Source organism: Campylobacter concisus (assembly GCF_001298465.1).
Lineage (GTDB): Bacteria > Campylobacterota > Campylobacteria > Campylobacterales > Campylobacteraceae > Campylobacter_A > Campylobacter_A concisus.
Genome location: NZ_CP012541.1, coordinates 796,581 through 818,087, shown reverse-complemented (window position 1 = coordinate 818,087; position 21,507 = coordinate 796,581). Strand labels below are relative to the sequence as shown.

General features: G+C 36.9%; 17 protein-coding genes, 1 tRNA gene and 1 pseudogene. 15 read left to right on the top strand and 4 right to left on the bottom strand.

Translation table 11 applies throughout. The annotated features are described in order from the left end of the window. Window positions 1-109 precede the first annotated feature (109 nt). The gene (locus CCON33237_RS04155; protein ID WP_054196516.1) at window positions 110-2,425 is read right to left on the bottom strand and encodes a flagellin N-terminal helical domain-containing protein; all 2,316 of its coding nucleotides are present in this window, start codon (window positions 2,423-2,425) and stop codon (window positions 110-112) included. A 139-nt stretch (window positions 2,426-2,564) separates the two neighbouring features. Here CCON33237_RS04155 and CCON33237_RS04150 point away from each other — a divergent pair, with 139 nt between their 5' ends. From CCON33237_RS04150 to CCON33237_RS04100, 11 genes are all read left to right on the top strand, one after another. Next, complete coding sequence (locus CCON33237_RS04150; RefSeq protein WP_054196515.1) at window positions 2,565-3,311, top strand: YaaA family protein; 747 nt, start codon at window positions 2,565-2,567, stop codon at window positions 3,309-3,311. Window positions 3,312-3,434: 123 nt separating this feature from the next. Further along, window positions 3,435-3,737, top strand: a complete 303-nt coding sequence (locus tag CCON33237_RS04145) for an HU family DNA-binding protein (protein WP_012001719.1) — start codon at window positions 3,435-3,437, stop codon at window positions 3,735-3,737. Window positions 3,738-3,810: 73 nt separating this feature from the next. Further along, window positions 3,811-3,897 (top strand) — tRNA-Leu (locus CCON33237_RS04140). A 66-nt stretch (window positions 3,898-3,963) separates the two neighbouring features. Next, complete coding sequence (locus tag CCON33237_RS04135; RefSeq protein ID WP_054196514.1) at window positions 3,964-5,733, top strand: hypothetical protein; 1,770 nt, start codon at window positions 3,964-3,966, stop codon at window positions 5,731-5,733. 97 nt (window positions 5,734-5,830) lie between these two features. After that, window positions 5,831-6,736, top strand: a complete 906-nt coding sequence (locus CCON33237_RS04130) for an AEC family transporter (RefSeq protein ID WP_054196513.1) — start codon at window positions 5,831-5,833, stop codon at window positions 6,734-6,736. 62 nt (window positions 6,737-6,798) lie between these two features. Continuing rightward, window positions 6,799-7,053: a pyruvate kinase gene (locus tag CCON33237_RS04125; protein ID WP_054196512.1), complete on the top strand. Its 255-nt coding sequence runs from the start codon at window positions 6,799-6,801 to the stop codon at window positions 7,051-7,053. 9 nt (window positions 7,054-7,062) lie between these two features. Continuing rightward, the gene (locus CCON33237_RS04120; RefSeq protein ID WP_054196511.1) at window positions 7,063-7,725 is read left to right on the top strand and encodes a response regulator transcription factor; all 663 of its coding nucleotides are present in this window, start codon (window positions 7,063-7,065) and stop codon (window positions 7,723-7,725) included. Then, window positions 7,718-8,887, top strand: coding sequence for a sensor histidine kinase (locus CCON33237_RS04115; protein ID WP_054196510.1), 1,170 nt, complete (start codon window positions 7,718-7,720; stop codon window positions 8,885-8,887). Before CCON33237_RS04120 ends, CCON33237_RS04115 begins: the two co-directional genes overlap by 8 nt. 128 nt (window positions 8,888-9,015) lie before the next feature. Beyond that, on the top strand, window positions 9,016-10,491 hold the full coding sequence (locus tag CCON33237_RS04110; protein WP_054196509.1) for an aldehyde dehydrogenase family protein: 1,476 nt from the start codon (window positions 9,016-9,018) through the stop codon (window positions 10,489-10,491). A 177-nt stretch (window positions 10,492-10,668) separates the two neighbouring features. Then, window positions 10,669-11,370 carry a metallophosphoesterase gene (locus CCON33237_RS04105; protein WP_054196508.1) on the top strand — a complete coding sequence of 234 codons (702 nt, stop codon included), beginning with the start codon at window positions 10,669-10,671 and terminating at the stop codon, window positions 11,368-11,370. A gap of 2 nt (window positions 11,371-11,372) precedes the next feature. Beyond that, a complete protein-coding gene (locus tag CCON33237_RS04100) occupies window positions 11,373-12,107 on the top strand; it encodes a hypothetical protein (protein ID WP_169748876.1) in 735 nt (244 codons plus the stop codon). Window positions 12,108-12,488: 381 nt separating this feature from the next. Here the strand turns inward: CCON33237_RS04100 and CCON33237_RS04095 are convergent, their stop codons facing one another. Together CCON33237_RS04095 and CCON33237_RS04090 are read right to left on the bottom strand one after the other, a co-directional pair. Next, complete coding sequence (locus tag CCON33237_RS04095; protein ID WP_054196507.1) at window positions 12,489-13,310, bottom strand: YihY family inner membrane protein; 822 nt, start codon at window positions 13,308-13,310, stop codon at window positions 12,489-12,491. 3 nt (window positions 13,311-13,313) lie between these two features. Next, entirely contained in the window at window positions 13,314-14,036 is a 723-nt protein-coding gene (locus tag CCON33237_RS04090; protein ID WP_054196506.1) for a plasminogen-binding N-terminal domain-containing protein, read from the bottom strand. Window positions 14,037-14,149: 113 nt separating this feature from the next. Here CCON33237_RS04090 and CCON33237_RS04085 point away from each other — a divergent pair, with 113 nt between their 5' ends. The 4 genes and pseudogenes from CCON33237_RS04085 to CCON33237_RS04070 form a co-directional block, all read left to right on the top strand. Next, window positions 14,150-15,319: a peptidoglycan DD-metalloendopeptidase family protein gene (locus CCON33237_RS04085; protein ID WP_054196505.1), complete on the top strand. Its 1,170-nt coding sequence runs from the start codon at window positions 14,150-14,152 to the stop codon at window positions 15,317-15,319. Between the two features lie 9 nt (window positions 15,320-15,328). Then, window positions 15,329-16,696 (top strand): magnesium transporter, encoded by a 1,368-nt coding sequence (gene mgtE / locus CCON33237_RS04080; RefSeq protein WP_054196504.1) that lies wholly within the window; start codon window positions 15,329-15,331, stop codon window positions 16,694-16,696. Continuing rightward, on the top strand, window positions 16,681-17,265 hold the full coding sequence (locus tag CCON33237_RS04075) for an NUDIX domain-containing protein (RefSeq protein WP_054196503.1): 585 nt from the start codon (window positions 16,681-16,683) through the stop codon (window positions 17,263-17,265). Before mgtE ends, CCON33237_RS04075 begins: the two co-directional genes overlap by 16 nt. A gap of 178 nt (window positions 17,266-17,443) precedes the next feature. Beyond that, window positions 17,444-19,549 (top strand): annotated as a pseudogene (locus CCON33237_RS04070) (RNA degradosome polyphosphate kinase); the annotation flags it as partial. 144 nt (window positions 19,550-19,693) lie between these two features. Here the strand turns inward: CCON33237_RS04070 and CCON33237_RS04065 are convergent. Further along, window positions 19,694-21,502, bottom strand: coding sequence for a menaquinone biosynthesis decarboxylase (locus CCON33237_RS04065; protein WP_054196501.1), 1,809 nt, complete (start codon window positions 21,500-21,502; stop codon window positions 19,694-19,696). Between the last annotated feature and the right edge of the window lie 5 nt (window positions 21,503-21,507).

The window sequence follows — 21,507 nt, the reverse complement described above, 5'->3', positions numbered from 1 at the left end:
AATAAGATATGTCGTAAAATTTTAGATCCTTTATAAAAAAGGCTTATTATAGCACGCTTGAGTTTAATTTTAAAAAATCAGCAAGCTAGGCGGCCTGCTGATTTAAATTTTAATTTAAATAATTTAGCAAGCTTAGTTGATTTATCTTTGCGCTCGCTTGTAGGGTTGCTTGATAAGATAGTGAAAGCTGCGTAAATTTGAGATATGACTCCGCATAGTCTGCATCAATTACATCATTTTTAACAGTTTGTACATTCACTTTCATTACTTCGGCTCGCTCTTTTGTAGCTGTTAAAAGTCTTGATTGAGAGCCGATCTTTGTAAGCTCTTTATTTGCATGATCTATTAAATGATCAAGCCTTTGTAATGCGCCTTGCATGCCGGTATTTCGTGGGTCATTGCTATTTGCATCAGCTCTATAATATCCCTTTCTAACAGCTTCGATCATATTATCAAGGTCTTGAAAAACGCTCGTACTTGGCTCATCAATAGTTAAAGCATTATTTTCATTAAAGCTAAAGACAGAACCCTTTCCTTGAGGGTGGCCAGCATTACCAGCTGTATCTCTACCAGTGCTATCGCCATCAAATTTATCGCTATTTTTTGCATCATGCATAGTTACTTCTATGTTTGTTACTGATTTTGTCTTATCGGTTAAAACCATTCTGCCACGATCATCTAAAGTTGTCTCTACCGTGCCCTTTGTTTTTGATAAAGCCTCTTTATAGGCATTGTAGTTTTGATCTCTTTTTACCTTTTCTATATCTGTATCAAAATTTGCGTCTTCTGCATGTGGAGGGTTTGGAATATTATCGCTTGCTGCCATAGCAACGATATCCATAAGCTGCCTATAAGTAAAATCACTAGCATAAGTTCTGTAACTTCCAAACTCATCTGAGTTATAAACAGTTAAAGTCCTAGGTGCAGAAGGTGTGCCACCTGGTGGTGTAGATGTTATTTCAAATTGCACTGGAGTATTTGTACCCCCTGCTGTGCCCATTTTTACCTTTATGTCATATTTTGTGCCGGTGATTGACTTTACTTGTAAATTTATCTCTTGGTTGTCGATATTAAAAAGCTCTCTCTTTCTAGCATCAACATCTTTTGGATATAAATTTCTATCGTAGCTCTCTTTTGTACCAGAGACTTCGCTTAGCTTTGTCTGATCTGTTGCATATTCGCCCGTTCTTCTAGCTACTTGAGGTAAATTCGCGATTAGCTCATTATCCTTTCTCTCAAATCTAACCTTATCATAGTCAAATGCATTTGTCGCATTTCCATCTTTATCGGTATATTTGCTCTTTACAAACTCGGTGATATGAACCTTTTTTGGAACCTTATTTGCCATAGTTTCAAGATCTTCAAGAGAATTTACCGTATCAAGCGCGTTGTTTTGAGCGATTGCGCCGCGATTTGGTGCTACTGATGTGGCCGCAACCATATGAAAGTCAATAGTTTGATTACCTTTAGTAAGATCTTTTATATTAAATTGTCCATCGTTATTTATGCTTACATCAACAACTTTTGTTGTTTTTGTATTGCCAAATTCCATGCCGATTTTTTCCATAAGTCCAGCCATTGTTGTATTTGCACTCATCTTAAATTTGCTAGTAAATGTCGTGCCGTCTGGCTTTTTACCTTGCATGAAAAAATATGTATCCGGAAAATTTACATTTGAATTATCTAAAAAATCATAATCCGGATTTATTGTGCCATTGTAAGAGCCATCACTTCTAACCACTGAATCACTAGCGTAATTTAACCCTATCATATTTTTTATCTTGCTGTTATCGTTTAGAAATTTTGGCGCATAAGAGATATCGGTTCTAGTTTGATCAGCTAAACGAACATTTGTGGTCAAAATTTTACTGTAATCACCGTCTTTTCCTAAAAATAGATCATATCCTGGGATATTGTAAGGAAGCTCAACCTGAGCACCGGCTGATGTTTTCATATAATCACGGTTGCCTTGATACTTTCCTGCACCATCTATTGGCTTTGTATCAACAGCGCTTCCAGAAAACAAAAACTGCCCATTAACCGAAGTGTTTGCAATATTCACAAGGTGATTTTTTATACCTTGAAGATCATTTGCTAAAGCCTCTAGCGATGTCTTACTATGCACGCTGCTAGCTGCTTGGACTACTTTTGTCTTAAAATTTTCAAGCTGTTTTTCAAACTCTTGCAATGCATTATCTGTATTTTTTGAGAAATTTACAGATTTACCAGTGGCATCAACTACTTGAGTGAGAGTAGTCGCTTCATAATCAAGCCTCATTGCATCATTATAAGTCGCAGCACCATCGTATGGATCTTGAATTTTCAAACCATTTGAGAGCTGCTTGTAGCTTTTATTTACACCAGTCATATTTTTTTGGTAGTCATTCAAAGTCTGACTAAAACGTAGTTGGTTTGTTATTCTCATAATTTTTTCCTAAATTTTTATTCACTCTAAGCAAAAATGATTCCGCTTGTTTTTATATCGGTAAAAATTTGATTTTTTTTAGCATAAAAAGTTTATTGTATAATCCAACAAAAATTTATATATAAAATAGGCAAGAAAAATGGCATTAAAAATTCTCTTTTCTCCAAGCGAAAGTAAAATTTCTCTAAATACAAATAATAAATTTAATGGTAAGGATTTGATATTTCCAGAGCTTTTTGATAAAAGAGTTGAAATTTTAAATAGATACGATGAGTTTTTAAAAAAAGCAAATTTAGACGATATAAAAAAGCTTTTTGGGCTAAAAGAGCTTGAAGAGAGTAAGCAGCTGCGAGAAACCCTATCTCAAAAAGGCAGCATAAAAGCTACTTTAAGGTATGATGGAGTGGCTTATAAACATCTAAACTATCGTGGTTTAGACAACGAGGCACAAAAATATATAAATAATAATGTTTTAATATTTTCAAATTTATTTGGGCCTATCTTAGCAAAAGATGAGATACCAGAGTACAAACTAAAGCAAGGTGAAAAGCTAGATGGCTTTGAAATTTCAAAATTTTATGAAAAAAATTTTAGTAAAGCGGTTGATGAATTTTTACAAAATGATGAGATCTTAGACCTTAGAGCTAAGTTTTATGAAAAATTTTACACTATAAAAAAAGAATACATAACTTTTTGTTTTGTAAAAAATAAAAAAATAGTGAGTCATCACGCAAAAGCGTATAGAGGCGAAGTCTTGCGCCAGATAGCAAATAAACTTATAAAAAATAAAGATGAACTAATGAGCTTAAATTTTAAAAATTTAAAGCTTATTGATATGAAAAAGTTTGGTCTAAAGACCGAGCTTATGTTTGAAATTTGCGAGTAAATTTTTAAAAAATTGCATTTTTTGTTAAAAAAACGTAAAAAAGAGCTAAATTTAGGGAAAAAGTATTGTATTTTTTTTTAAAAGAGTGTAATATAGCCACATAACTTCTTAAAAGGATGGTTCATGAAAAAAGCTGAATTTATTCAAGCTGTTGCCGATAAGGCTGGTCTTTCAAAAAAAGATACTCTAAAAGTTGTTGATGCTACTTTGGAGACAATCCAAGCAGTTCTTGAAAAAGGCGATACAATTAGCTTTATAGGCTTTGGTACTTTCGGTACTGCTGACAGAGCTGCAAGAAAAGCTAGAGTTCCTGGAACTAAAAAAGTTATCGACGTTCCTGCTAGCAAAGCAGTTAAATTCAAAGTTGGCAAAAAACTTAAAGAAGCAGTTGCTGCTGGTGCTGCTAAAAAAGGTAAAAAGAAATAATTTTCTTTTTAGGGGAGCAAGTCTCCCCTTTTTTCTTTTTTTCTCACAAATCTAAAATTTCAATCTTAACTTAGCCCGAGTGGTGAAACTGGTAGACGCGCCAGACTCAAAATCTGGTAAGGGCAACCTTGTGTCGGTTCGAGTCCGACCTCGGGCACCATTATACGCCTAAATACTTTCTAGATTTATCCGATATTATCTACAACATCTTTAAAAAGGATTTTAGATGAATATTGCATCTTTAAAATATAACTTTATAAATTTAAAAGATTTAGAAAATCCTACAGATATGCTCCATGCCTTTAAGGATAAACAAGATTTAGAGATAAACAACGAACAAATTTCAAATTTAAAAGAAAGTATAAAGGCAAGCAAGGTTATAAATATCACTGATTCCGAGATCAAAGAGCAAAATAGACACAAAATCCTACAAAAAGTAGAAGAAATTTTAAATAACTACTCAAAAAATCTCATCCACAGCAACAATAAAATTTACTCCGATGAGCTTTCTAGAGGCTATCATTTTAGTGAAAATTCCTACTTTAAAAATATAAAAGCTTCAGATAGTAGCAGCATGTTATCTACACTAAAAAGTGGATACTTAGAAAATACAAAATTTAAAAATTTAAATGATTACGCTTATTCAAACACTCTAAAAACAAAATATGGCGAAGTAGAAGTATTTTTAGATATTTACGGCGATAACGATAAACTTGGCACTACAAAATTAGAAAATAATAGTTATCTTTTTAGCTTTGATAGTAATAGTGATGGTGTGCTAGACCAAAAAGATATACTCTTTGATAAGCTAAAAGTAAGGGGTTACGACAAAGATGGAAATGAAAAAATAGCAAATTTAAGCGATGTGATGCCAAGGGTTGATCTTAGGCAGTTTATCAGCACAAATGTCATAAATCACAATCAAATAAAAAGAGAAGAGTTAAATCGTAAAGCAACGATCACAAATAATCCCGATCTTTATGTGGATACAAAAGATATTGATTATAGACACTCTTACTACGCCTCAGATCCAAATACTTTGTTCGCTGCAGAAAACAGATATGAAAAGATAGAGAAAAATGATATAAATAATTTCTTTAAAAAATATGCCCAAAATGACGGCTGGGTCGATCTAAGACACAATAATATCTTTGGCAAAGATAGCTCTTTTAAAAATTTTGCCTATCTTAAAGTGGGTTTTGATGACACTGCAAGATTAAGCGAGTTTAATCCAATCATTGAGCCGAGCAAAGATTACAAAAAAGATGAAAATTTCTCATATACAAAATTTCAAAAAGATAGTTTTATGAAATTTTACAAAGATTATAACGCTGAGTTTGACGCATATAATAAAATGATAGAAAATCTTGGCAATAATTTAAAGAAATTTGAAGAAAATGCAGACGCTTATATATCAAAGCTTGAGAAGACAAAATCAGCCAAAATGATCGCGATGGAAAATGAATTTAAGCAAGCAACTGGACTTGAGTTTAGTGTCTCAAATTTAAAAAAAGTAAAAAAGGCTTTTATAACAAATGAAGCCACAGCTGCCGCATCTTTGCAAGATAGCGATAGCGTCATAGCTATGAAGCTAAACAAAGATGGCACTATAAGGCTAAAATTTGATAGTGGTAGAGAGATAGACGTAAAAGAGCTTTATAACGATACTGGCAAGCTAAATACATCAAGCGAGCTAAAAACTAGCATAAATTTAGAGGCAAAAGATATGAATAATGTTCAGTTAAATAGCTTGGATTTTAAGGATATTGGCTTCATGCAAGGTGATAAAATCGTAAGCCTAAAAGATGCTGGAGCGATCGCTATTGCCAATCTATCGAATAAATTTGAGAGTAAATTTTTAATCAGTCTAAATAATGGCAAAAGCATATCTACAAGAGAAATTTATAATATCAGCTATCTTGAAAATGATTTAAAGAGTAAAGAAAAGATAGATGAGAGAGATAAATTTTATAAAAAGGTTGATATTAAGGCATAAATTTTGAGAGCAAATTTTAAAAAAGGTTTATTGTAATTTAATCTTATGGGTCCTATAATCAATTTTCCGTAAAAATTTAGATTTAAAAGAGAATGCTATGAACTTCACTCCACTTTTTGCAATTTTTTTCATAATCGCAACTGGTTTTTTTGCTAAAAAAGTCGGCATTGTTGAGCAAAAGCACTCGATCCCATTTGTGGATTTTGTCCTTTGTTTTGCAATGCCTGCGCTAATCTTTGACAAAATTTATCACGTAAACGTCGATGTTTCGCTTATAAATACAATTTTAATTGGCTTTGGCTCAACAGCTATCAGCGCTGTCATGGCATTGGTGCTTGGTAAGATCTTTAAATTTACTAAAGTAACAACTGTTAGTATGGTCATGCTAAGCCTTTTTGGTAATACCCTATTTGTCGGTATGCCTGTCATTCAAGGCTTCTTTGGCGATGCAATGGTAAATGAGGTCATCTTTTACGATCAAATAGCCACTGGTATCCCACTTTCGATCCTTGGGCCACTTATTCTCTCTTTTGCCGCACCTGAGAAGGTTTCGCTATTTCAAAATACGATGAAAATTTTAAAATTTCCGCCATTTATCGCGCTTATTATGGCTCTTATCTTAAAAGAAGTCCCTTTACCTGAGTTTATCTTTGCTCCACTTAGGATGTTTGAAGGTAGCGTTACTCCGGTGGCACTTTTTGCGATTGGTGTTGGACTTAACTTTAGCAGTATCACAAGCACTTACAAAGGTGTTAGTGTCGTGCTTTTATGCAAGATGATCTTGCCAGCTATCATATTTTTCATCATATTAAAATTTTCAGGTATCCAAATGAATAGAACATGGGTCGTTGGTCTTTTTCAATGTGCAATGCCAACATCAGCCCTTGCAAGTGCAATGATCATAAAAGCTGGCCTTGATAGCTCTCTAGCCATATCCTCAGTGGCTATCGGCGTGCTGTTTTCATTTATCACGCTTCCAGTTATCTATTTTGTATTTGCGTAAATTCACACTCACTTAACACTAAAGAGATAGTATTTCATCATATTTCATTTAAAGGAGACGTTATGAAGAAATTACTACTAGTTGCACTTGGTGCTATGTTTATGCTTGGTGGTCTTGCAAATGCTACTGAAATGATGAAAAAAGATGACATGGGCAAAGACGAGATGATGAAGAAAGAGCAGATGATGAAAGATGACATGGGCAAAAAACCCATGATAAAAAAAGATGAAATGAAAAAAGATGACATGGGCATGAAAGACGAAATGAAAAAAGACGACATGGGTATGAAAAAAGACGAAATGAAAAAAGGCATGTAAAGGTGCTTAATGGTTAGAATTTTGCTCGTTGAAGATGATGAAATTTTACTTGATCTCATCAGTGAGTATCTAAGCGAAAATGGCTATGATGTCACCACTTCAGATAACGCCAAAGAGGCGCTTGATCTTGCATATGAGCAAAATTTCGACCTGCTTATACTTGACGTCAAACTCCCACAAGGAGATGGTTTTTCACTTCTTTCTTCCTTAAGAGAGCTAGGTGTTAGTGCACCTAGCATCTTTACCACGTCACTAAACACCATCGACGATCTTGAAAAAGGCTACAAAAGTGGCTGCGACGACTATCTAAAAAAGCCATTTGAGCTAAAAGAGCTACTCATTCGTATACAAGCACTTCTAAAGAGAAATTTCTCACATCACAGTGGCGATGCGATCAAAATTTCAAACGAATTTAGCTTTCATCCGCAGAGCAAGACACTAAGCAAAGATGGCAAAAATGTAAATATCTCTAGTAAAGAGAGTGACTTACTCGCCCTATTTTTGCAAAACAAAGGCAAAATTTTAACCAAAGATGAAATTTTTAATAAAATTTGGAAATATAACGAGGAGCCAAGCGAGCTTAGCCTTCGTGTATATATCAAAAATTTACGCCAAATTTTGGGCAAAGAAGCCATATTAAACAGGCGTGGAGACGGCTATATCTATGTCTGAAAAAACGCAAATTTTATTTAAAATTTTATCTCTTTATCTTGTTAGCTCTGTGCTATTTTTAGGATATTTTTTCATACATGACTATAAAAACAAAAAAGAAACGCTCATTTTAAACGAGGTGAAGTCTTTAAAAGAGATAAAAATGGGCATTTACATGAAAGCTAGAATGAATGGACTTGATTCAATTTCAAGTCTAACAAAAGAAAAAGGCGTGCATGCTTGCATCGTGCTAAAAAATGGTGAGAAAATTTATAAAGACTTTGACTGTCAAAAGATCGATAAAAGCAAAAATGTAAATTTGATCAGCGGCAAGGTCGCGATATTTGAAAAGATCCAGTACATGGACGACAACACCACAGATGAGCTCTCACACGCAGATATTTTTCTAGTTGGCAAAGATATCAAGGCTGAAATTTTGTCTTTACAAATTTCAACCACACTAAAGGCACTCTTTTTCTTTTTTGCCCTGCTCTTTGTCGCCTTTTACCTAGCAAAACTAAGCCTAAGACCGCTTTATGAAAAGATAGATACGCTAAACCGCTTTATAAAAGACTCAACACACGAGATAAACACGCCTCTAAGCGTCATCTCCATGAGCATAGAAACGGCCGATCTTGACAACCTAAATGAGCGAAATTTAAAGCGTTTTAACAATATCAGCCTTGCCGCAAAGAGCCTAAATAACATTTATGACGCGCTCGTTCATCTAAGCTTTAACCTAGATAAGCCTGGCAAAAAAGAGCTCATAGACCTAAATTTACTAACCACACAAAGGCTGAACTATTTCTCGCCATTTTTTGCCAAACGCGGACTTGAGATAGATAGTAGCCTAAAGCCAAGCTTTATAAATGCAGATCTTGGGGGTGTGAGCAAAATTTTAGACAACCTTCTTAGCAACGCCTCCAAATATGCAGCGCCAAATTCAAAAGTACGCATCACTTTAGAGCCAAATTTCTTTAGCATAAGCAACACCGGTCGAGGCATCAGCAAAGAGGATCAGATGAAAATTTTTGACCGCTATACGAGATTTAACGACGATCAAGGTGGCTTTGGCATAGGGCTAAATTTAGTTAAAGAGTGCTGCAAGAAAAATGATATCTTCGTAAAATGCCAAAGCAAACTTGATGGCGAGACTACGTTTTCGCTCTCTTGGCAAAATTAAATTTAAAAAATCATCCTACTCTAAACAATAAAATTTATTAAAAAATAGAATTTATGTCCAAAATTTATTTTTGATAAATTTTATTAATATTATAATCCTTTTACAAAATCTTAATAAAGGAGAAAAGTATGAAACTACTAGAAAAATATGGGCTTTTCATAAATGGTGAGTGGCGTGACGCAAAAGACGGTGCTACACTTGATGCAAAAAATCCAGCAAACGGCGAGCACCTTGCAAAGATCGCTGATGCTACCGAAGAAGATGTAAATGACGCTGTACGTGCTGCACGTGAGGCTTTTAAGAAATTTAAACACACCACAGTTAGCGAGCGTGCAAAGCTACTAAACAAAATCGCTGACATCATCGATGAAAACAAAGAGCACTTGGCAAAAGTTGAGAGCATGGACAATGGCAAGCCGATCCGAGAGACGCTAAATGTTGATATTCCTTTTGCAGCAGAGCATTTTAGGTACTTTGCTGGCGTTATCATGGGCGAAGAAGGCAGCGCAAACGTCCTTGACGAGAAGCAACTCTCTATCGTTTTACGCGAGCCAATAGGTGTTGTGGGTCAGATCGTGCCTTGGAATTTTCCATTTTTAATGGCAGCTTGGAAGCTAGCTCCAGTGATCGCAGCAGGCGATGCGAGCGTGTTTAAACCTTCAAGCGAGACAAGTCTAAGCGTGCTTGAGCTATTTAGGCTGATAGATAAAATTTTGCCAAAAGGTTTAATAAACATCGTAACTGGCAGAGGTAGTAAGAGTGGCGAGTGGATCAAAAACCATCCAGGACTTGACAAACTAGCTTTTACTGGCTCAACAGAGATCGGCCGAGATATCGCCATAGCTGCAGCTCGCCGTATCATCCCAGCTACACTTGAGCTTGGCGGAAAGAGCGCAAATATCTTCTTTAGCGACGCAAATTTAGACAAAGCGCTTGATGGCCTTCAGCTTGGAATACTATTTAACCAAGGTCAAGTTTGCTGCGCAGGATCTAGAATTTTCGTAGAAGAGAGCTTTTACGACAAATTTATAGAGGCTGCGGTTAAGAAATTTAGCACTATAAAAGTTGGCGATCCGCTAGATCCTAGCACTCAAATGGGCTCGCAGATCAATAAAAAACAAGCTGAGCAGATATTAGAGTACGTCGAGATCGGTAAAAAAGAAGGCGCAAAAGTAGCAGTCGGCGGCAAAGCCTACACCGCAAATGGTTGCGACAAGGGCGCATTTGTCGAGCCAACGCTGCTAGTTGATGTGACAAACGATATGAGAGTGGCTCAGGAAGAAATTTTTGGACCAGTTGGCGTTGTCATCAAATTTAAAGATGAAGCCGAGCTTATCAAAATGGTAAATGATAGCGAATACGGTCTAGGTGGCGGAATTTTCACGCAAGACATCACAAAAGCTCTAAGAGTTGCAAGGTCTATGGAGACTGGCAGAGTCTGGGTCAATACTTATAATCAAATCCCAGCAGGAAGCCCATTTGGTGGCTATAAAAACTCAGGTATCGGCCGAGAAACTCACAAGATCATCCTTGAGCACTACACTCAGATGAAAAACATCATGATTGACCTAACCGGTAAGGTCAGCGGCTTTTACGCACAATGATTTTAGGGAGCTTAGGCTCCCTTCTACTTTAAATTCCTTAAATTTTAAATACTTTTACTAGGTTTTAACTTTAATATATCGCTAGCATTACACCAATATAGTACAGCTATACAAAAGTGTTTTTTTACACTACATTTTTAAGCTTAATAGACTAAAATTTGGCACAAAGGAGAAAAATTGAGCGAGCAAATTTATATCATAGGCGATGTGCACGGCTGTTTTAACACACTTTTAGAGCTTATCAAGCAGTTTCCAGACAAAGAAAAATCACAAATTTGCTTTGTCGGAGATGTAATAGATCGGGGGCTTTTTAGTTGCAATGTAGTCGAGCTAATCATACAAAATAACTATAAAATGGTAATGGGAAATCATGAGCGCAGACTGCTAAGCAATAAATATGAATTTTTAAACAACCAAGCACCGTTTGACACGAGTTGGTTTTTCAACAATGGTGGCGTGGCGACATATGGATCATACCTTGGCCAAAGCGTGGGGTTCAAGCAAAGGCATATTGACTTTTTAGATCAAAGGCCAGTTTATCTGGAGTTTAAAGAGTGTAAAAACCAAAATGGCGAGCATCTAGTCGTCTCTCACTCGGCCGTTGGTAAATTTTGGGACTTAAGAGATGATGATAGATCAAGAGATGAGTTTAGAAGGCATGTACTATCAGGCAGAGGCGATATGACGCAAGTAGAAGGCGTATTTAACGTCTACGGACACACGCCAGTGCGTGAGGCTAAGCTCTATACAAATAGCGCTAATATTGATACTGGATGTGTTTTTAATGAAGAGGGATATGATAAGCTAAGTGCCTTAGAATTTCCATCGATGAAAATTTATGCGCAAAAAAATGTTGAAAAATTTAATAAACAAGGATAAAAATGTGGTTTTCTAAAAAGAGCTCTAGCTTTGCAAGCAGAGTTGATAAATTTTGGAGCGAGTTTGGCAAAAATTTAGACGCCATCAAACAAAATTTAGAAGATAAAAATTTTGAAGCTGCAAGCAAGATGACCGAAGAGGCACTAAATTTATGTTTGGTTGATCCAACTTTTATGATAGGCCTTATTGATGGGAAGATCGATCTAGTACTTACTCCAGAAGGACTTAAACATAGGCTTTTGTGGCTTAAATTTATCAAATCGCGTATGCCAAAAGAGTATGAAGCAAAGCTTACTTGCACACTTGGCAAACCACGTGCACCACGAAACGTCGCTACTATACAGATGTATGGCGTAAGTGTTGATGCAAACGACGTCATGGTCTATGCAAATTTCAATGACAAAAGCGTAGATATGTGTCTCTACAACGAAACTCTAAGCAAGCTTAAAAGCGAAGATGAAAATAAGGCTTATACATTATCTCTCATACTTTGTGACAACGTAGTTGGTGAGATGATCATGATAAATATGCTTGGAGAGTTTGAGATCGTGGACGAGCCAAGAGAAAAAGGCGTGCCGCTGATCGACTTTACCGATCTTATAGATGATAAATTTGGCAAAGAAGCCTCAAACGAGCCGCTTAAGAATTTTATGGTCTATGAGCTAGAGCCTCGTTCAAATGAACTACGTGACGACGTTTTTACAGGATATACATCTCTTAGCGAGCTACTAAACTAGTACTACGACGGTGCAAGCGATACTTATAACGAAGCTTTTGAGCTTGGCATAAATTTTTGCTTTTTAGCCATATCTCACGGTGGCGACATACAGTTTGGCGTTGATAGCAAAAACAAAATTTCAGATGCGCTAAAAGAGAGTGAAATTTGTGAGATCATAGGTGAAGCAAATGGCGAGATGCGATCTTACATAGATCTTATCTGCTTTGACAAAGACGAGCTAGAGAAAAAGGCTAAAGAATTTAGCAAAGAACTTGGCGTAAAGATAGAAATTTGCGAGTTTAAACGCTGATTTTACATAATATTCTACATAAAATAATACAAATCACACCAGCTGGTAAATTTATAAAAATATATTGCCAGCTGGTACTAACTATTAAATTTATCTTTTAAATTTTGAGCTGTTTGAGAGATAAGCACAAAGCTTTAGTCCATATAAAAAGATGATCCACGATATATAGATCCAGACAAAGAAAAAAAGCACGGCTGAAAACGAGCCATAAACGCTTAGATAGGTCTTGTTGTAAAGGACGTAATAGACAAAGGCCGACTTTCCAAGATACCAAACAAGCGAGGCTGCAAATGAGCTAAAAAGTGCGCTTTTAAACTTTATCTCGTCATTTACTGAGATGAGATATGTGATGCAAAATATCGCCCAGATGATGAGATATGGGAATATGCTTAAAAAATTTATCGAGTTTGTGATCACGTTTGAGTTTAGCATCTCTTGAATGAGGCTTGAGAGATAAAAACTACCGGCAAGGCCAAGTGGTGCAAGCGTTATAAGCGTCCAGTATGAGCTAAGTGCCGACCAAAATCCTCTAGCTTTATTTGCACGTGTCACTTTTAAAACTACATATTCATAGTCGCTAAAAAACATAGCCGATGTAAATATCATCGCTACAAAGCCAACTAAGCCTAAATTTCCGCTATTTTGTAAGAAATTTTGCAAGTAGTTTGAGATGATCTCTTGATTACTTGGCAAAAGAGCTGAAAATATAAAGTCTTGAATTTTGGCGTAATAATCCTCAAAACTAGGCAGTTTTGTAAAGATAGAAAACGATATAAGAAGTATCGGAATGATCGATAAAATCGTATGAAAACTAAGGCTTGAGGCATAGTGAAAGAGCTCTTTGTCCTTAAGCGTTGGGAGCAAATTTAAAAACTCCTTTAAATTTTGCTTACTTAAGAACAAACGGCTCATTTATCAGTTGTCTTCTTCAAAAAGTTTTTCGTAGTGAGCGTCGTAGTTGTTGATGTGCTCGCTATTTAGCTTCCAAAAGACGGTGTCTATGTCGCTAACTCTTGTATAAAATGGAAGTTGATAGTACTCAACCTCGCCACTTTTAAATTCTTTTAGCACTTTAAAGCTTTGGCAATCAGCAAAAACGCTCCTACCATCCATTGCTATAAAAATTAAGCCAGCTGCACTTTGAGCACACATTTTTCTAAAGTCATCTCTGCTTGGATTTGGCTTGTATTCGTAGCTTAGATACGCTCCAATAAGGTCTGGATGGATAAATATCATATTTGGAAACGCAGATGTGATCTCTTCGTAAATTTCTTTATTTGGCACAATGATTAATGAGCGGTTATAAAGATAGTTTAGCACGACCATATCGCCATTTGCAGGTGCAATGCCTGGAAGTGGGAGCGCTTTTTGTTCAAGTAGATCAAACACTTCAAATCTAATCTTAGCAAAGCCAGAATTTTTTGAGATAACACTGACTCTTGCGATGATAGAGCTATCAGTGTCAAATTTATGAAGCACAACGCCACTTGAGCCAATTAAAATTTCTGGACTATCAACTATTGTCGCTGTGCCATCACTATCGACGCTAATTATAGGAGTTCTATACTCATTTAAAGAAAAATCAGCCCCAAAAGCAAAGCCAAAAACTAGCGATAAAATCACAAATATACGTTTCAAAAATATCTCCTAAGTTTAAATTTTTAGAGCGATTATAGCCTAAAATGCTTTATCTTTTGCAAAATTAAAGCAAGTTTTAGTTAAAATCCCACCAGCTTTTTAAAAGGACATTAATGCCTCGTATTTTTATAATTTTTGCAATATTATCTATAAATTTATACGCTATAAAGCCAAGTGTCGACGAGCTTAGCTGGCCAAATGGAAGTAACTTCTTAAATTTCTTAGAGACAAACAAAATCCCACTTTCACTTTACTATAACTTAGCAACCGAAGATCAAGAGCTAACAGAAGAGATCATCGCTGGCACAAAGTATCAAATTTATAAAGACGACAACGGTAACACTAAACAAGTACTAATCCCTGTTAGTGACGAGCTTCAAATGCATATTTTTAGAGATGACAATGATAAATTTAAGCTCGAATTTCTTCCCATCTCTTATCAAAGTGAGGATAAATTTTTAGCCTTAAAGGTGGACAAATCAGTCTCTGAAGACATTTTTGACTACACTGGCTCTGGCACGCTAGCTCTTGGCTTTAAAGAAATTTTTAAAGGAAGTGGCATTGATTTTAAAAAGATAAACAAAGGCGATACGATCGCTATCGTTTATAATCAAAAAATACGTATGGGCCGCTCTTTTGGCACTCCAGAAATCTATGCTGCGATGATAGAAACAAAAAATAAACGATATGTCATGTATAAATTTGAAGATAAATTTTATGATAAAAACGGAAAGAAAAATGATAAATTTTTACTAGTTCGCCCTCTTGCAAACGCTAGAATCACATCAGCTTTTACTCTAAAAAGATGGCACCCTATTTTACAAAGATATAGAGCGCACCTTGGCGTTGACTACGGTGCTCCAAAAGGTACACCAATCAAAGCCGCAGGCGATGGTACGGTTAAATTTGTCGGACAAAAAAGCGGATATGGCAGAACCGTCATCATCTCTCATGCTGGTGGCTACGAGACACTTTATGCTCACCTAAATGGCTTTGCTAAAGGCATAAAAGGTGGTCTAAAAGTCAAACAAGGCACGCTTATAGCCTACGTTGGCACAAGCGGTATGAGCACAGGGCCACACCTTCATTTTGGTCTTTATAGAGACAATAAACCTATCAATCCAGAAAGTGCAATAAAGGTCGTTAAAAGCCTAGAGGATAAGAAAGAATCAGCTAAATTTAAAGCAGTTGTTAGTAAAAATGATGAGCTAATAAAAAATGCTTTAAGCAACGAAAAAGAGTATCATAAAGTGGAATTTTTCCCTAACGTAATAGAATTTTAAAGGCAAATTTTGAATCAAGAACTAGATGAAGCAAAAGAGCTGATAGATCAGCATTTAGATGAAAATTTAGAAGACAATGAACTCTCACCTTACGAGCTAGCCCAGCACCTAAAAACACTTAAAAAGCACGATGAAGAGCTTTTTGCTCACTATCTTGAGAAGCTAGATCCTGAAATTTTAGGTGATGTTGCTATTGAGTTACCTGATCATATGCTAAAAGATGTGATCGAACAACTTCCAGCTGAAAAGATCGTAGAAGCACTTGAAGAGCTAGAGAGCGATGATGCGACTGATTTGCTTCAATACATCGAGGATATCGACGAAGATAAAGCTAGAGAGCTTTTTAACGAGCTTGATAGAGAAAACCAAAATGAAATTTTAAGACTTAGAAGCTACGAAGAAGATAGAGCTGGTGCTCACATGCAAACAGAGCTTTTTTCGGCTCACCTTGAAGAAAAGCTTGGCAATGCAGTAGCAAGACTTAGACGAGAAAAGCAAGAAGGCAAGCTAGAAAATATCTCTCAGCTTTTTATCATCGATAAAAATGGCGTTTTACAATACGCTATCCCACTTGAAGATCTTATACTTTTTGATTTTACAAAGACGCTAAAGCAAAATATCGAGTCAGCACAGATCGATCATTACAAGCCACATGTTGCAAATGATATGGACCTTATGCAAAATGTCGCTGATATGTTTCAAGAGTACGATTTAAATGTTATCGCAGTTACAAGTAGCACTGGAATTTTGCTTGGTCGTATCACATCTGATGATATTCACGACTATATTCAAGAGAGTGCAACTGAGCAAATTTATAACCTAGCCGGCGTTGATGACGAGTCAGAAGAGGACGATACGCTTTTTAAGGCTGGTCGTGGTCGTGCGGTTTGGCTTGGCGTAAATTTACTAACAGCTCTTTTTAGCTCATCCATAATCGGACTTTTTGACGAGACAATCGCAGCCTACGTCGCTCTTGCTGTTTTAATGCCAATAGTTGCATCAATGGGTGGAAATACCGGCACACAAGCGCTTGCCGTTACGGTTCGCCGTTTGGCACTTGGCGAGATAGAGTTTAAAGATGCCAAAAATGTCTTAAAACGCGAGGTTAGTATTTCACTCATAAATGGACTAATCTTTGGTGTGGTAATGGGCATAATTGCCTCTGTTTGGTTTGACAAAGGTATGCTTGGCGTTGTTATTGGGCTTAGCATGGTTACAAATTTATTCTTTGCTGGCTTTTTTGGCACGATCATACCTTTAATGCTAAGGCGCTTTAACATAGATCCTGCAGTCGGCTCAGCCGTCATTCTTACTACTTTTACAGATGCGATAGGATTTTTTAGCTTTTTAGGACTTGCAAAATGGATACTACTATAACTAATTTAGAAATTCTGCCTCTTGATGAGTCAAAATACCTAAAGCCATTTAAGATGAAATTTATGCAAAATGGTGTTCAAAGAGATTGGGACTGCGTAAAAGTGATGAATAGCGTTAGTATTTTTTTATATCACGAGCAAAAAGATGCCTTTTTATTTGTAAAGCAGTTTCGCCCGGCTGTTTGGTACTCACAAGAGAAAGAAGGCATCAAAACAAATGAGCAAGGCTTTACTTACGAGCTTTGCGCAGGGCTTATGGATAAAGGACTAAGCGAAGAGCAAACAGCCAGAGAAGAAGCGATCGAAGAAGTGGGCTATGAGCTAAAAGAGATAGAGCGTATCACAATGACATACGGTGCTTTTGGCTTTGGAGGCAACACACAAACGATGTTTTACGCAAAGATCGATGAGAGTATGAAGGTAAATTCTGGCGGTGGCGTCGATGGCGAAGATATCGAGCTTGTTTTTATAAAACGAGAAGATATGATGAAATTTGCCTTTGACGAGAGCAAAGTCAAGGGCTTTGGGCTCATATTTGCTTATTTGTGGTGGGAGAAATTTAAAAGCTAAAACGATATCTTTTTAATAAGCGCAAAAACAACGACTGCCACTAAAAAGATACCAACTAATATCACATAATCAGACATAATAAGCCTTTAAATTTAAGTTTTGGCTTATTGTAACCAAAATTTTAAATAAAGTAAGAACTTTATAACCGCATATATCATAAAATAACTCAAAAACACACAAGGAGAAGATGATGAGCGAAAATGAAACTCTTTTTATAAACCGAGAATTAAGCTGGCTACGCTTTAATTCAAGGGTGCTCGCTCAGTGTGAAAAGGAAATTCCTTTACTTGAAAAGCTAAAATTTATAGCTATTTATATGACAAACCTAGACGAGTTTTATATGATCAGAGTTGCTGGCTTAAAGCAGCTTTTTGCAGCTGGAGCTACTACAAGCAGTGGCGATGGCATGAGCCCACTTGATCAGCTAAGAGAGATTAGAAAATATCTACAAAATGAGCAAAATTTAGTAGAAGATCACTATAAAAAAACAGTAAATGCTCTTAGCAAAGAGGGGCTTTTTATAAAAAATTATGACGAGCTTGATGATAGCTTGAAACAAAAGTGTGACGAATACTTTTTCTCAAATATCTTGCCAGTCATCGTGCCTATCGCTGTCGATGCGACTCATCCATTTCCGCACCTAAACAACCTTAGCTTCTCGCTTGCAGTTAAGCTTGCCGATATTGAGCATCCAGAAATTTTAAAATACGGCATGATAAGAATTTCAAGAGTCTTGCCACGTTTTACACAGCCAAGTAGTAATGTTTTTGTGCCGATTGAAACGATCGTACACCGCCACGCAGAAGAAATTTTTCCAGGGTATAAGCTACTTAGCTCGGCTGCTTTTAGAGTGACAAGAAACGCTGATATCGTCATCGAAGAAGAAGAGGCGGATGATTTTATGATGATACTTGAGCAAGGACTAAAGCTTCGCAGAAAAGGGGCTTTTGTTCGTATGCAAATTGATAAAAATGTAGATGCTGACATCTTGGACTTCTTAAATTTTCATATGAAAATTTTTCATAAAGATGTCTATTTTTCAAGTATCCCACTCACTCTTAGCTCGCTTTGGGAGATAGCTGGAAGTAAAAATTTTACCCACCTAGCAAATACACCTTACGTTCCAAAAACACTACCACCATTTGGTAATGGCATATCTGTGTTTGACGCCATAGATAAAGAAGATGTACTCTTAGTGCATCCATTTGAGAGCTTTGATCCAGTTGTAAGCTTTATAAAAGAAGCTAGCAAAGATCCAAAAGTCATATCTATTCGAATGACACTTTATAGAGTCGATAAAAGCTCACCAATAATTCAAAGTCTAATAGACGCCGCAAGTGACGGCAAGCAAGTAACCGTGATGGTTGAGCTAAAGGCAAGGTTTGATGAGGAAAATAACTTGCACTGGGCAAAGGCACTTGAAGATGCTGGGGCGCACGTGATATATGGTATCACAGGCTTTAAGGTGCATGCAAAAGTTAGCCAGGTCATCCGCCAAATCGGCGATAAGCTTAAATTTTACATGCACTTTGGTACAGGCAACTACAACGGCAGTTCGGCTAAAATTTACACCGACGTGAGCCTATTTACAAGCAAAGAAGAATTTAGCCAGGATACGACCTCATTTTTTCACATCCTCTCAGGGTATAATAAAAACCGTCGCCTAAACGCTCTTAGCATGTCGCCTTTTCAGATAAAAGAGCGCATTATAGAAAAGATAAGAGTGGAGGCAAGTAAAGGAAGCGAAGGTAGAATCATCACTAAAATGAACGCCCTAATTGATGAAGACGTGATAAATGAGCTTAGCAATGCCTCAAATGCAGGCGTCAAAATCGATCTAATAGTTCGTGGCGTATGCGGACTAAGGCCTAGCATAAAAGGAAAAAGCGAAAATATAAAAGTTCGCTCAATAATTGGCAAATACTTAGAGCACGCTAGAATTTTATATTTTAAACATGCTCAGCCAAAAATTTATATCTCAAGCGCTGACTGGATGCCACGAAATCTAGAGCGTCGCTTGGAGCTTATGACGCCTATTTTTGAGCCTAGGCTTCAAGAGAGGCTACTTGAAATTTTAGAGCTTCAGCTAAGCGACAACGACCTGGCTTTTGAGCTACAAAATAGCGGTGAATACGTAAAAGTAGCAAGAAGCGAAAACGAAAAAGTAATATCTTGCCACGAAGTTTTGGAAAATTATATATCTAAAATTTATAAATCCGTAAAAAAAGATACAGATAAAGCAAAAGCCGATATGCTCGCAAGCAAACTCTTAAAAGAGAGCTAAAAACAAATTAAGCTTTTAGACCTAGTCTAAAAGCTATTTTTAAATTAGCATAAAAACACTAGCGTTTGATTAAGCAAGTCTTATTAAAAATTTCAAATCCGCAGCAAAAAGCAAAATTTATAAATTTGCTTGAGCACCTCAAAGCTATCCAAATATTTCAAATTTTTTAAATAACTCTGGCTCATTTTTTACTATGCCGCGCTTAACTAGATCAGCAACTACTTCGCGGTCACAATCAGTTTGTAACGGCCAGCCTCTCGTATATCCCTCTAGCTCGTCCTTGCTCGTTGCATCCACGCAGAAATTTTCACCATCTATGAAAATATCACGCAAAGCATCGATATTGTTTGTCACACGCCAAAGTAGCATATATGAGTTTTCAAGGTGATTTTGCATATCCACAACGATAAGGAGTTTGAAAAATTCTCTAAATGTCAAAAGCTTGTCAAAAAGCTCTTTTACCACACAATCTTTTTCAAATTTCACCACACAAATAGGCGTTTTGGTATCCGTTTTAAACTGCCTAAGCTCTTTTATATTTGGTGCTATACTTTGAAATTTAGCCAAAAGCTCGCTGTCGCTTAAAACCGCAGGGCTAAATTTACAAAAGTCTTGCGTCGCATCTACGCCGAGTTTGCCGCCAAAGCACGAATTTGGACTAGCGTGATCAAGCTGATCGCACACACCTTGGCTTATTAACACACTCTGGCTACCAAAACGATTTAAAACAAAGCTAGTAAATTTATCATAATCTTTAAGCTCAGGCGCATCGGCTCCAACAAAAATGGCATGTTTTACAAAACTCATCTGCCCAACACCCCAAAATGCGTGCATAGCCTGCTTTGCATGAGCTGGATAGAGCGTATTTATCTTAGCTAAGATTAGGTTGTGAAAAACGCCATTTTCAGGCATATTGTAGTCCAGTAGTTCAGGCACGGTCGTTCGTAAAAGCGGCAAAAAAACCCGCTCAGTCGCCCAGCCCATATATTTATCCTCAAGTGGTGGCTTTCCAACCACAGTTGCGTGAAATACCGGCTCACGCTTGCTAGTTATCGCCGTTACATCCATCACCGGAAAAGGCTCGATAGGTGTATAAAAGCCAGTGTGATCGCCAAATGGCCCCTCGAGTTCGCTCTTAGTAGTATCCACGAAACCCTCTATCACGTAGTCTGCATCGTGCGGGACGCAAATTTCATTCGTTAAGGATTTTACAAGTTTGGCTGGCTCTTTGCGGATAAAACCATAAAGCAAAAGTTCAAAAACTCCCTTTGGAAGCGGTGCTTGCCCGCACCAAATATAAAGCGGATCGCCACCAATAGCTACTGAAACGGGCATTTTTTTACCTGCACGCTTGTACTCGTGAAAGAAATTTGCACCGTCTTTGTGTATTTGCCAGTGCATGCCAAGGTGATTTTTGTCATAAATTTGCAGTCTATACATGCCTAAATTTTGCAAAGAGCCGTCCAAGCTTTGCGTATAGACCTGCCCCATCGTGATAAAAGCGCCTCCGTCATGCGGCCATGTTTTTAGCGCAGGCAGGCTAAAAAGATCAGCCTGCTCGCCTATAAATTTGACCTGCTGGCACTCGCCCTCGCCTTTTAATCTCTTAGTGAAAATTTTTCTCATACTAAAAAGATAGGCTAAAAAATCAAGCTTTTCTTTGAAATTCTCTGGTTTTCTGGGCTTTAAAAGCTTTTCTATCTCGGCTGCGATCTCATCAGGCTTTAGCCCAAAGATAAGCTCAAGCGCACGTTTTGAGCCGTAGATATTTGTAAGCACAGGGGCAAATTTACGCCCAGTTTTTTTACAAACTGGGTTTTTAAAAAGTAGCGCTTGCGAGCCCTCACGCTTGACCTCGATGTAGCTAGCGTGCGCGATCTCAAGATCAATATCTGTTGGCTCGTCGATAACACGAAGTAGATTATTTTCTTTTAAAAGCTTGATGTAGTCCATATTTC

What these genes read in the sequence shown, in the direction of transcription:
- CCON33237_RS04130 (WP_054196513.1), top strand. Translation starts at nt 5,831, where the DNA reads ATGAACTTCACTCCACTTTTTGCAATTTTTTTCATAATCGCAACTGGT.
- CCON33237_RS04145 (WP_012001719.1), top strand. Translation starts at nt 3,435, where the DNA reads ATGAAAAAAGCTGAATTTATTCAAGCTGTTGCCGATAAGGCTGGTCTT.
- CCON33237_RS04075 (WP_054196503.1), top strand. Translation starts at nt 16,681, where the DNA reads ATGGATACTACTATAACTAATTTAGAAATTCTGCCTCTTGATGAGTCA.
- CCON33237_RS04155 (WP_054196516.1), bottom strand. Translation starts at nt 2,425, where the DNA reads ATGAGAATAACAAACCAACTACGTTTTAGTCAGACTTTGAATGACTAC.
- CCON33237_RS04085 (WP_054196505.1), top strand. Translation starts at nt 14,150, where the DNA reads ATGCCTCGTATTTTTATAATTTTTGCAATATTATCTATAAATTTATAC.
- CCON33237_RS04125 (WP_054196512.1), top strand. Translation starts at nt 6,799, where the DNA reads ATGAAGAAATTACTACTAGTTGCACTTGGTGCTATGTTTATGCTTGGT.
- CCON33237_RS04135 (WP_054196514.1), top strand. Translation starts at nt 3,964, where the DNA reads ATGAATATTGCATCTTTAAAATATAACTTTATAAATTTAAAAGATTTA.
- CCON33237_RS04110 (WP_054196509.1), top strand. Translation starts at nt 9,016, where the DNA reads ATGAAACTACTAGAAAAATATGGGCTTTTCATAAATGGTGAGTGGCGT.
- CCON33237_RS04065 (WP_054196501.1), bottom strand. Translation starts at nt 21,502, where the DNA reads ATGGACTACATCAAGCTTTTAAAAGAAAATAATCTACTTCGTGTTATC.
- CCON33237_RS04095 (WP_054196507.1), bottom strand. Translation starts at nt 13,310, where the DNA reads ATGAGCCGTTTGTTCTTAAGTAAGCAAAATTTAAAGGAGTTTTTAAAT.
- CCON33237_RS04150 (WP_054196515.1), top strand. Translation starts at nt 2,565, where the DNA reads ATGGCATTAAAAATTCTCTTTTCTCCAAGCGAAAGTAAAATTTCTCTA.
- CCON33237_RS04100 (WP_169748876.1), top strand. Translation starts at nt 11,373, where the DNA reads ATGTGGTTTTCTAAAAAGAGCTCTAGCTTTGCAAGCAGAGTTGATAAA.
- CCON33237_RS04120 (WP_054196511.1), top strand. Translation starts at nt 7,063, where the DNA reads ATGGTTAGAATTTTGCTCGTTGAAGATGATGAAATTTTACTTGATCTC.
- CCON33237_RS04115 (WP_054196510.1), top strand. Translation starts at nt 7,718, where the DNA reads ATGTCTGAAAAAACGCAAATTTTATTTAAAATTTTATCTCTTTATCTT.